This window comes from Providencia sp. 6390 (assembly GCF_058148425.1).
In genome coordinates, this window is record NZ_JBYVYL010000003.1 from 224186 (window position 1) to 236137 (window position 11952).

Below are 11952 nucleotides of genomic sequence, written 5' to 3' on the forward strand. Positions count from 1 at the left end.
TATCGAGATCCATTAGATTCTGCCATGATAATCAAAAAGACAGGATCCGTCATGAGTTAAGGAGATTTCACTTATGAGTAGCAAAATCATTCTCTCCCTGCAAGGACTAAGTTGCATGCACTGTGTTGGCACAGTGACCAAAGCACTCGAAGCCCGTTCAGACATTAATCAAGTCAAAGTCACCATTGAATATGCGGTCATTGACAGCGATGCCTCCACGCAGTCGTTGATTGAAACCATTGAAGCGGCTGGCTACCAAGCAAAAGTGGCTGAGCAACCAGATACGATATTACAACTTTCAGGTCTGACTTGCATGAAATGCGCAGCCAAAACGCAACAAGCTCTCGAAGCGGTTGATGGCGTTGCCGCCGCGATCGTCGATACACAGCAAGCCAAAGTTTATGGCGTAGCGACTGCTGATGTCTTGATCAGCGCCGTCGAACAAGCAGGTTACAAAGCCAGTATTGAGCAACCTAATACACTGGTTTTAGCACTCTCAGGACTAAACTGCATGAAATGTGCAGAGAAAACCCGCTTAGCACTGGAAGCCGTCGATGGTGTAGAACAAGCAGATGTGGATACCACGACAGCCACTGTTCGTGGTACAGCATCTGCGGACGCCTTAATCGCCGCTGTTGTCGCTACGGGTTACCAAGCAACACTTACCTCTAAAGAGAATACGTCCCCAAAAACTGAGCCGCTGACAACACCAACTGAGCAACCGGAAACTGACTCAGCGGCAATCTGTGATATTCCGGCACAGCAAGCTGATTTGGGTGAACAACCTGAAATATCACCGTCAGATGACAGTGTTCAGTTACTGCTAGATGGCATGACCTGTGCAAGCTGTGTGAACAAAGTGCAAAAAGCCCTCAGCAGCGTGCCAGGGGTTGAAAACGCTCGCGTAAACCTTGCCGAGCGCAGTGCATTAGTGACAGGTACTGCGCAACCAGCAGCCTTGATCGCCGCAGTTGAAAAAGCAGGCTATGGTGCTGAAATTATTCAAGATGAAACTGAACGCCGTGAACGTCAGCAACAAGTTGCTGACGCCAATATGCGTCGTTTTCGTTGGCAATCAGCGCTAGCACTCGCTTTGGGGATACCCGTCATGATTTGGGGCATGATGGGTGATAACATGATGCTTAGCCCACAAAATCATTCCATTTGGCTAACCATTGGTGTGTTAACTTTAGCTGTCATGATATTTGCTGGTGGCCACTTCTATAAAAATGCGTGGCAAAGCCTAAAAAATGGTAGTGCAACCATGGATACCCTTGTTGCATTGGGAACTGGCGCTGCATGGCTTTATTCTATTGTGGTCAACTTATGGCCAGATATGTTTCCTGAACAAGCACGCCATCTTTATTATGAAGCCAGTGCCATGATCATCGGTCTTATCAACCTCGGCCATGCACTTGAGCAACGAGCTCGTCAGCGCTCTTCAAAAGCCTTGGAAAGATTGCTTGATCTAACGCCACCTACCGCTCGGGTCGTGACAGAGCAAGGTGAAGTAGACATGCCTCTTGAGCAAGTAAAACAAGGCATGGTATTACGCCTTGCAACAGGTGACCGTGTTCCCGTTGATGGTGAAATCATTGAAGGTGAAGTTTGGCTAGATGAAGCCATGTTAACGGGTGAACCTATCCCTCAGCAAAAAAGCAAAGGCGATCAGGTTCATGCAGGGACTGTGGTACAAGACGGAACCGTACTGTTTAAGGCAGCGGCAGTGGGCAGCCAAACTACATTGGCACGAATTATTCACCTCGTTCGCCAAGCGCAAAGCAGTAAACCACAAATTGGTCAGCTTGCCGATCGCATCTCAGCCATATTTGTTCCTGTCGTGGTCGCTATCGCCATTATTTCAGGATTGATTTGGTATTTTGTTGGCCCTGCCCCGCAAATTACCTATGCATTGGTCATTACCACAACAGTTCTGATCATCGCTTGCCCATGTGCATTAGGTTTAGCCACACCGATGTCGATCATTTCAGGTGTCGGACGTGCGGCTGAGTTTGGCGTGCTGGTACGAGATGCCGATGCTTTACAACAAGCTAGTGAATTAGACACCATCGTGTTTGATAAAACCGGCACATTGACAGAAGGTATGCCTCAAGTTACTGACATACACACGTTCAATGATTTTTCACAAGATGAAGCCTTACAGCTTGCTGCTTCGTTGGAAAGTGGCTCCAACCACCCATTAGCCAGAGCGATTGTGGGTCGCGCGAAGGAATTAACCATTCCAGCAAGTGAACAATTTAGAACACTCGCAGGGCTTGGTGTTAGTGCGGTCGTTAATGGCAAAACCATTTTGCTCGGTAACCAAAAACTATTAACACAAAGTAATATTGATACCAGTGCTGTCGAAGAAACCTTACATCAACAAGCCTCAATGGGGGTTACCCCTGTGTTGTTGGCGGTTGATGGTAAAATTGCTGCATTACTGTCTATCCGTGATCCTCTACGTGAAGACAGTGTCAGTGCGCTGGCACGCTTACACAAACAAGGCTTCCGCTTAGTGATGTTGACGGGTGATAACCCTGTGACCGCTAAAGCAATTGCTAAAGAAGCAGGTATTGATGAAGTGATTGCTGGTGTGATGCCTGATGGCAAATCAGCAGCCATCGAAGCATTACAAGCAAAAGGCCACAAAGTGGCGATGGTAGGTGATGGTATTAATGATGCCCCTGCTCTTGCCCGCGCCGATGTAGGGATCGCGATGGGTGGCGGTAGTGATATCGCAATAGAGACAGCATCAATTACATTGATGCGCCAAAGCTTACATGGTGTGGCTGATGCGGTTGCGATTTCAAAAGGCACGCTACGTAATATGAAACAAAACCTGTTTGGTGCCTTTGTGTATAACTCCTTAGGTATCCCAATCGCTGCGGGTATCCTTTATCCATTAACAGGAACCTTATTAAATCCAGTGGTGGCAGGTGCGGCGATGGCATTATCATCGATTACCGTAGTCACTAACGCAAACCGATTACTGCGTTTTAAACCAAAACAGGATTAATCATTTATCAAAAGACCCGAGCCATCGGGTCCTTTATTTTATTAACTAATCTTTCTCAGCCACTTTCTTATGTAATGCAATAATTTCGCGGCCAAGTTCAGTTAACATAATTGCATTCATTAGATGGTCTTGGGCGTGTACCATCACAATATGCATCGGTACCTTACCGGTACCTTCATCCATCTCAATTAACTTAGTTTGTGTATGGTGTGCGGTGGATAACGCCTCTTGCGCTTGCTGCATTAAATTCTCTGCTTGCGCAAAATCACCCTCCTCACGCGCTACCGCTATTGCTTGAAAAACCAAACTGCGTGCATAGCCTGCATTGGTGATCAGCTCCATCACTTCGTTTTCTAAATCCATAACCTCTCCTTAGTCTATCAATGCCAATGCTTGATCGAGGACTTTGTCCCCTTTTAAGGTGCCATAGGCCATCATATCAATACACTCGACTTTTTTACCTGCCGCAGCGGCTATTTGTTGGCATTCTGCCAATTTATAACGAATTTGTGGGCCCAGTAAAGCAACGTCAAAGTCTGCTACACAAGCTTTGTAATCACGTACCGATTTGGCGGTAATTTCGGCTTCAATACCACGTACCTTGGCGGCTTCTTGCATTTTTTTCACCATTAGACTGGTGGACATGCCTAAATCACAAATTAATAAGATCTTTTTCATGTTACTTCTCCAAATCGTTCATAATATGTTGAATTAGCAGTGGAATAGGACGACCCGAAGCGGTACTGTAGCCATTTTCACGCCACAAAGCGGTTCCACTGACATCCAAATGCGCCCAAGGTACCTGTTTAGGACAAAATTGACTTAAAAAGTAGGCGGCTGAAGCACTGATTGCCGCGTTATTACTGGGTGTATTACACAAATCAGCAATATGACTCTTCACCTGCCCAGATAAACGTTGATCCAATGGGAGTTGCCACACTTCATCACGGCAATCCAAGCCCGCCTGCAATAAATCTGCACTCAATGGTGGATTTGATGACATCAGACCCGTTAAGTCATAGCCTAATGCTTTGACTACTGCACCAGTCAGCGTTGCCACATCAATAATGTATTGCGGTTCCAATGAAGCTGCATAAGCGATACCATCCGCCAGTACTAATCGCCCTTCCGCATCCGTATTGTTGATTTCTACCGTCAGCCCTGCGTAACTGGTTGCAACCTCGCTTGGGCGCATCGCATCGGGGCCAATCATGTTTTCAGCTAACATTAATACACCAATCAGATTGACGGGTAATTGCAATTCAGCGGCAGCCACCAGCAGGCCAAACACATTGGCAGCACCACACATGTCATACTTCATGGTATACATGCCTTCGCCACTTTTTAGCCAATATCCACCCGTGTCATAAGTTACCCCCTTGCCAACATAGGCACGATAAGCTGCATCTCCAGCACCTTGATAGCGCAATACCACCATTCTTGGCGGATTGGTTGCCCCTTTACCTACCGCATGTAATAACCCTAAACCTTGCTGCTGGATATCCTGTTCATCAAACACGGAAACTGAAATTTTCGGGTAAGCACTGACCACAGAAGAAACCGTATTAGCAACAAATTCAGGGGTACAAATATCACTGGGTATGTCGGCTAGTTGTCGTGCATCAACCATGCCTTTACTCACAGCAAAAGCATATTCAGCCAATTTTTTGAGTGCTTCAGCTTGATCCTGTTCGCTGTATAACAACAAAGAAGCGATTTTCTGCGACGGTGCAACAGTTGTTTTAAACTGTTGCTCATCAAGCTGATAGCCATGATTAAACAATAAGATCAACAGTTGCTGACACGCCGCTTGATGTTCTCTTTGTTGTAAATTAAATAATCGGCAATCCATCAATAGCTCTGTTGATGGCATTTTCAATAAGGCGCGTACGTCAACCAACAGCTTACCGTCAGGCCATGATAGCCAATCAGTGGTCGGGATCACCGTGATTTTTCCGAGAGGCTCACAAGCAAATTGGCTCTGGGCTACTTTGCCTGTTTCTGCATAGGCATCGAGCTGTTCTGCCAATGTTGTTGAACAGCCTAGCTGTTTTAACAAACCGCTATTTGAATAAGTGACAACTTGCGTATTCGCTAATGAATGGGTGAATACTTTACTGTCACTGATGACTTGGAAGTTAATCATAATGTAGCGCTCCATCGATTGGCTCACGGATCCGCTGTTCATAATCTTGCAGCCAATCACTATCTGCTAGGGTGTATGTGGTATGTTCTTCAAGACGTTCAGCAAGGTAAACTGTCGGCGGCGTATTGGCAGTTGCAATCACAAATGAGAAGGTTTTGATATTGGTCGAAACGCCAAATTCACCATCTTTATTCATGCAAACAACCGATAAATCACCACAGCGACCAAACCGCTTCATGAGTTTATCTTCCAGTTCAAACACCACTGAATCAGCCGCTTGTTGTGGTGTCATTCCTTCGGCCATGCGTCTGACAATTTCATAACTAGTGCAACCTTTCATTAGGTCTTCACCAACACCGGTTGCTGTTGCACCACCAATTTCACTGTCACAATAAAAGCCTGAACCGATGATTGGCGAATCACCAACACGACCGCGCCGTTTCATAAACAATCCGCTGGTAGAAGTCGCCACGCTCATACTGCCTTGTAAATCTAATCCAACCATACCCACAGTATCGTGCCCATCATAAGGGCTTAACCCTTTGTCGATGGTGTCCCGACAACGCTTTCGATAATGGGCGATTGCCCTATCTGTGAGCATTTTTTTCTGTGCAAAGCCTTGCTCTACCGCCCATTCACGAGCGCCACGTCCAACCAATAATGAATTAAAGCGTTCACGACTTAAGGCATGAGCCACACGTACTGGATTGGCGATATCCACTAAATTACCAACGGCACCAAAGGCCAGTGAATCGCCATCCATAAAGGCAGCATCTAGCTCTACTTCACAGTTCTCGCTAGGTAAACCACCATAACCAACTGATTTGTATAGCGGAAAATCTTCGACATCGGAGACAGCCTCAACCACTGCATGAGCGGCACTCTCTCCACGGTTCAACAGGGCTGTAGCACGCGTTACGCCTTCTAAAGCCATACGCCATGTTGCAATCATTCCCCACATAACAACTCCTTGAGTTTCCAATAAAACAACGGATTACCCTTGTTTTTCTGTCGCTAAATACTGTTTATCGATAATGCGTAAGAATGGCAGGTAGATCATCGCACCAATCAATAAGTTAATGATTTGCATAATACTGCCGCTGATATGGCCCGTGACGATAAAGCCACTGATCACTGGTGGTAATGTCCACGGAATGAATACCCCTGTCGTTGATGCAACTGCACCAAGGCTCATGGCAATATATTGCGTGGTGATCAATACCAATGGCACAAGGTTAAATGGGATCAACATGATCGGGTTCATGATAATTGGCAGGCCAAATAAGATAGGCTCATTGATATTAAAAATAGATGCACCGGCCCCCAATCCCCCTACTTCGCGAATGCTTTTACTGCGTGCAAAAATCAACATTGCAATCACTAATGACAGTGTTGCACCAGCCCCGCCCATCCAAATCATGTCAAAGAATTGTTCTGTGATGACATGTGGAGGTGTCATACCTGCTTGAATTGCAGCGATGTTATCGGTTTGGTTTTCCATCCATAAAGGACGAATAATGCCGTTGACCATGGAGCCTGAGTTGATCCCAACAGACCACAGCAAAGTGATACTAAGGCCAGTTAACAGTGCACCCACATAGGAGGTGCCGAAATGGCGCATTGGTGTCGCCAGTGTTTGATAAATAAACTGATGAACAGTTTCATAACTGGTTTGTGCCACTAATGTGCGGATCGCTAATACTAAAATCACCACTAATAGAGCAGGGATCAATGCGGCAAATGACTCTTGAACGGCAGGTGGAACCCCTTCAGGCATTTTGATCACCCAATTTTTGCGTTTAATGTAGCAAAATAGTTCCGTCCAGATTAATGAACCGATCATAGCAACGAATAGTCCTTTACTACCAATCCATTCGGTTGAAATAACGGTGACGTTACCCAGTGATTCCGCTTTCAAGAAAGGCGTTAAAATTAAAAAACAAATTAGCCCTAAAATGCCGCAAGAAACCTGATCTTCGTTATAGTGTTCAGCTAATCGATAAGCCACCATAAAACTGATAAACAAAGACATGGTAGAAAATACAGCATTGAAAGGGATTTCAACAATACTTGTCCAGCTCGCGCCAAAAATACCTGTCATGAACTGTTGGTAGGCTTGATTTGGAAAAGAAGAGATAATTAGCATCACCGACCCAACGATGATGAATGGCATAAAAGAGACATATGCGCCGCGAATAGCACACAGATGTCTTTGCTGCGCGGCTTTAGCAGCCAATGGCATCAATTTGGCTTCTAAGTAATCGAGCACCTTACTCATAGTAAATCTCCCGTAAAAGGCGATATCGGATCTAACAGGCTGAGGTTATGGTTAATTTTTTGTTTGCTTGCCGGCGACCTGATTATTGCCCAAGGCAATTTAAATAAAGTTGCGATAGGTCACAGTATTTAGTTCAGAATGAATTAGTCTCATAAGATTAGATACCATCACCGTTAGGGAAAAAGCCAGTATGGAAATCAAATTACATGCGAATGCCACCACCACTCCAAGAGTACGGCGTTACCTACAGCAGTCAGACAAAAGTGACCGAGAACTGGCAAAAGAGTTAGGAATTTCTGTGTCGACAGTACGCCGTTGGCGGGTTAGACAAGAGGTTGAAGACCAAAAATCCACCCCAAAAAATGTACACAAGGTAATGAGACAAGAACAAGTGGATCTTGCTCTTTGGTTAAGAACTCACTTTGTGTTGCCACTGGATGAATTGGTCACCTGCATCAATGAAGGTATGGGGCAAGCTATCTCACGAGCCAGCCTAGATCGCTTACTGAAAAAAGGTGAAATGGTGCATATGAACGTGCTCGGCTCTCGTGTGTTAAAGGGAAAAAAAGCCATTCAAAGTGGTGAACAGTGCGGTAAAGTAAAATTATATTACCGTCGTTTAAATTTACTACCACAGGATGGTGGCCAGTTACATTTATTGTGGCTAGAAGAGCAAGTCAGCGGCTTTTCCTGTGTCGATATTTTTCAAGGTATCTCTGCACAGTTGGTGGTTAATTGGCTAAAAGAAATACAAACCAGACTACCTGCTGATATGCAATGTCTTGAGACTGAAAAAAGAAATTTATTTTTAGAGTCCGTATTTGATGAACACCCGCTACAACAATGGTGTGCCGAGCAAGGGCTCGCACTCAACTATTTCGATGTTGAACATGAATCATCATTACGGCTCGATATTTCATTATCGACCCTATTACCCGCTACCAATGGATTGCCATTAGCTGAATTTCTGCCTTATGTTGTACAAATGTATAATCAGCAGTGGGTACAAAAGAAGCTCGGTGGCTTAACCCCCCACGAATTTTGGCAACAAAATAGCGCGAAGTGAGTCGAAAATTGTGCCAAGATTGTTTAACCTAATGGATTGATGATGAAATACGGGGAAGTACTATGGTCAAGCTGCTCGAAAACTTAAAAAATTGGCTTCATATGGAAGCCGCACCGGCCTACCCTTACCCCGCGATCGATGTCCGTTTATCGAAAAAATTAAAGTTACACATCGTTGGCAGCATCCATATGGGTACTGAAAATATGTTCCCACTGTCTGATATTTTACTCGATAAACTCAACCATGCAGATGCTTTAATTGTTGAAGCCGATATTACGGATATGCGTACGCCCTTCACGCAAGACGAACTTTCACGTGCCCCCATACAGCATCGCTTAACTGACGATGAATACGCCTTGTTTATTCATTACTGCCAAGAAATCCATCAAGATCCAGCACAGTTTGATTCATTACCTTCATGGCAAATAGCGTTGATTTTACAGGCCACCCAAGCTCAAGGGCTAGGGTTGCGAGGGCAATATGGCATTGATTATCAGTTATTACGTAACGCTCAGTCGCAACAAAAAACCATCATTGAGCTTGAAGGCACTGACTCGCAAGTCGAATTGTTGTTAAAACTCCCTCAAGAAGGCTTGCCTTTATTACAAGACACATTAGAACATTGGCGCACCAATGCCCGCTCGCTACAAACTATGATCAGTTGGTGGCTTGATTATCAGCCAGAGAACCACATCACATTGCCTAAAACGTTCAGTGATGATGTTTATCAAGTGCTTATGGCGCAACGTAATCAAGACTGGAGTGCTAGGTTGAAATCATTACCTGATGGCAACTATGTGGTCGCAGTTGGCGCTTTACATTTATTTGGGGATGGTAGTTTAATCGATTATCTACGCAATTGAATACAAATAGGTATAATAATGACTCCCGCAGTAAAATTATTAGAAAAACAAAAAATTAGCTTCACCATTCACCCCTATGAACATGATCCAAATGAGCATAATTTTGGTGATGAAGCGGTCAATAAATTAGGGTTAGATGCCAAACAAGTCTTCAAAACACTACTTGTCGCACTTAATGGTGATCAAAAAAGCCTCGCTGTCGCTGTCACACCCGTGTCAGGGCAACTAGATCTAAAATTGGTTGCTAAAGTATTTAAAGTGAAGAAAGTTGAAATGGCTGATCCTCAAATTGCCCAAAAAACCACGGGCTATTTAATCGGTGGCATTAGTCCATTAGGCCAAAAGAAACGCCTACCGACAGTAATTGATAGCCAAGCACAACAATTTGCCACTATGTTTATTTCGGGTGGCAAACGAGGGTTAGATATTGAATTAGCGCCTGCTGATTTAGCCAGTGTGCTGAATGCGACATTTGCTGAGATCAAAAAAGATTAACCGATATAAACTCAAAATAATTCGAGGTGCAGCTAGGCGACAAGTGAGTGAGTCGCTAGGAGCATAGATAACTATGTAACTGGCACGAGTGAACGCAGTTACTGATACCTTAACGAAAAGCGCTGCAACTTGAAGTATGACGAGTATAAAAAGCAAACAACTTAAGCCACCAACCCATTCAGTGGCTTAAGTTAGACAGTGATTATTTGTTTTTATAAACAATTTCACCTTTTGGTTCATAATCTGCTGCTTTAAGTGGTGAATGTTTTTCAATATAACCTTTCAGCACTTCAGCATCGACAAAGCCAGTATTCACATAGCTTGGATGGCTATCGATTTTCGGATATCCATCACCACCGATCGCATTGAAATTCAATGTCGCCATACGGTAGGTTTTTTGTGGGTCAACTGGTTTGCCGTCGATTTTCACATCACTGATACTACCATCTGCATTTAATGTCAGACTCACATTATAGAATTGTGCATAAGCACCTGAGTCAGGCTTCATATTTGCAGCTGCTTGCAAATAAGGCAGTACCTCACTACCTTTAAAATCCACATACACTAATTCGTTCGTGAAAGGTTGAACCTTCAATACATCTTTATAGGTGATGTCACCACTCTCGATGGAGTCACGAACGCCACCACCACTCATAATCGCAAAATCGGCACCTGCACGTTCTTTTTGTGCAGCTAACAATAAGTGCCCCATATTGGTCTGAACAAAACGCACTTTACTGCGGTCACCTTCAAGCTTACCGTCAACAGCACCCACTTTAACATTCAGTTGTTCGCCACCTTTCTCTTGATAAGGAGTCAAAAGCTTCATCATTTCTGGGTTATGTGCGATTTCTTGAGTGTAATAAACACGTTCACTTGTCCCGTCATCTTTAGTGACTTTTTTCTTCAAGTTAATTGGGATCAGTTGATAGTGTTTTAGCGTGAATTTGCCATTTTTAAATTCAAAATCAGCTCGACCCACATATTTACCCCACTCATGGGCTTGTACTATCCATGTGCCATTTTGATTATCAGGGGCACAAGGCGTTCCCGGTACATAATCAACTTGTTTGTAATTTTTATTCTCTGCTGACATGCAAACGGGATCTTGTGAATGCCCACCGACGATCATATCCAAATAACCTTCAGGTAAGCTACGAGCCATTTCCACATCACCCGGTGCATTTGAACCATGTTGCCCATCATCATAATGCCCCATATGGGTTGCTGCGATAATGATATCTGGCTTCTCTGTTGCACGAAGCTCTTCGACGACTTTTTTTGCTTCAATTGCGGGGGTTCTAAACTCTACATCAGGGAAGTTGGCTGGATTGCCCAATTTTGCCGTGTCATCGGTGGTTAAACCTAATACTGCAATTTTCACACCTTGCTTATCAAAGACTTGATAAGGCTTGAATAAGCGTTTGCCAGTACTGGTTTGGTAAATATTTGCTGATAAAAATGGGAAGTTGGCCCATTTTTCTTGAGTACGTAACACATCAAGTGGATTATCAAATTCATGGTTACCTAATGCCATCGCATCGTAACCTACTAAATTCATGCCTTTGAAATCAGGCTCTGCATCTTGTAAATCTGACTCAGGAACACCTGTATTGATATCACCGCCTGAAAGTAATAAAAGACTGCCACCTTGTTTAGCTACTTCATCACGGATTTCATCAACAACGGTTTTTTGTGCCGCTAAACCGTATTCGCCATGGTCATTATGCCAAAAATGGCCATGATGGTCATTGGTATGCAAGATAGTAATATTATAGGTTTTATCTTTTTCCCAAGCATTTGCCAATGCAGCAGGCAACAATGCTAAAGATACCGTCAATGCACAGACGGATGCTTTAAAGGTTAACTTCATTTTTTTCTCCCTGCTAATATAAATTTCATGCGTTATGTGTAGATAATAAGCTTAATATTAAAAGACTGTTTATAGCATAAAACTGCGATCATAATCGGTTACAGCCTGCATAAATCAGCGCTTGTTTCATCAAATTGAGACATCAATCAAATTAATACCGTAAGTGATTTTATTACACGCAATATTTATTGATTTTAATAAATTGTAGATCA

The 11952-nt window shown here is 43.9% G+C and carries 10 protein-coding genes; 4 read left to right on the top strand and 6 right to left on the bottom strand.

The window, feature by feature from the left end:
• Nucleotides 1-73: 73 nt before the first annotated feature.
• Nucleotides 74-3019 carry a copper-exporting P-type ATPase CopA gene (copA, locus tag AC3Z9T_RS08440; RefSeq protein WP_490125749.1) on the top strand — a complete coding sequence of 982 codons (2946 nt, stop codon included), beginning with the start codon at nucleotides 74-76 and terminating at the stop codon, nucleotides 3017-3019.
• 45 nt (nucleotides 3020-3064) lie between these two features.
• Here copA and AC3Z9T_RS08445 read toward each other — a convergent pair whose 3' ends face one another.
• The 5 genes from AC3Z9T_RS08445 to celB are packed head-to-tail and all read right to left on the bottom strand — an operon-like array spanning nucleotide 3065 to nucleotide 7443.
• Nucleotides 3065-3382, bottom strand: coding sequence for a PTS lactose/cellobiose transporter subunit IIA (locus AC3Z9T_RS08445; RefSeq protein ID WP_490125750.1), 318 nt, complete (start codon nucleotides 3380-3382; stop codon nucleotides 3065-3067).
• Nucleotides 3383-3391: 9 nt separating this feature from the next.
• Nucleotides 3392-3697, bottom strand: coding sequence for a PTS sugar transporter subunit IIB (locus AC3Z9T_RS08450; protein WP_490125751.1), 306 nt, complete (start codon nucleotides 3695-3697; stop codon nucleotides 3392-3394).
• 1 nt (nucleotide 3698) lies between these two features.
• Nucleotides 3699-5207: a M17 family metallopeptidase gene (locus tag AC3Z9T_RS08455; protein ID WP_490125752.1), complete on the bottom strand. Its 1509-nt coding sequence runs from the start codon at nucleotides 5205-5207 to the stop codon at nucleotides 3699-3701.
• A complete protein-coding gene (locus tag AC3Z9T_RS08460) occupies nucleotides 5158-6126 on the bottom strand; it encodes a glycosylasparaginase (protein WP_490125753.1) in 969 nt (322 codons plus the stop codon). The genes AC3Z9T_RS08455 and AC3Z9T_RS08460 overlap by 50 nt, the downstream gene beginning before the upstream one ends.
• Nucleotides 6127-6159: 33 nt before the next feature.
• Nucleotides 6160-7443 carry a PTS cellobiose transporter subunit IIC gene (gene celB, locus AC3Z9T_RS08465; protein WP_490125754.1) on the bottom strand — a complete coding sequence of 428 codons (1284 nt, stop codon included), beginning with the start codon at nucleotides 7441-7443 and terminating at the stop codon, nucleotides 6160-6162.
• Between the two features lie 190 nt (nucleotides 7444-7633).
• Between celB and AC3Z9T_RS08470 the strand changes: the two genes are divergently transcribed.
• From AC3Z9T_RS08470 to ybaK, 3 genes are all read left to right on the top strand, one after another.
• Nucleotides 7634-8509, top strand: a complete 876-nt coding sequence (locus AC3Z9T_RS08470; RefSeq protein WP_490125755.1) for a hypothetical protein — start codon at nucleotides 7634-7636, stop codon at nucleotides 8507-8509.
• 62 nt (nucleotides 8510-8571) lie between these two features.
• The gene (locus AC3Z9T_RS08475; protein ID WP_490125756.1) at nucleotides 8572-9372 is read left to right on the top strand and encodes a TraB/GumN family protein; all 801 of its coding nucleotides are present in this window, start codon (nucleotides 8572-8574) and stop codon (nucleotides 9370-9372) included.
• A gap of 18 nt (nucleotides 9373-9390) precedes the next feature.
• Nucleotides 9391-9867: a Cys-tRNA(Pro)/Cys-tRNA(Cys) deacylase YbaK gene (gene ybaK, locus AC3Z9T_RS08480; RefSeq protein WP_490125757.1), complete on the top strand. Its 477-nt coding sequence runs from the start codon at nucleotides 9391-9393 to the stop codon at nucleotides 9865-9867.
• A gap of 202 nt (nucleotides 9868-10069) precedes the next feature.
• On the opposite strand, the gene ushA is transcribed toward ybaK, so the two are convergent.
• Nucleotides 10070-11740 (bottom strand): bifunctional UDP-sugar hydrolase/5'-nucleotidase UshA, encoded by a 1671-nt coding sequence (ushA, locus tag AC3Z9T_RS08485; protein ID WP_490125758.1) that lies wholly within the window; start codon nucleotides 11738-11740, stop codon nucleotides 10070-10072.
• Between the last annotated feature and the right edge of the window lie 212 nt (nucleotides 11741-11952).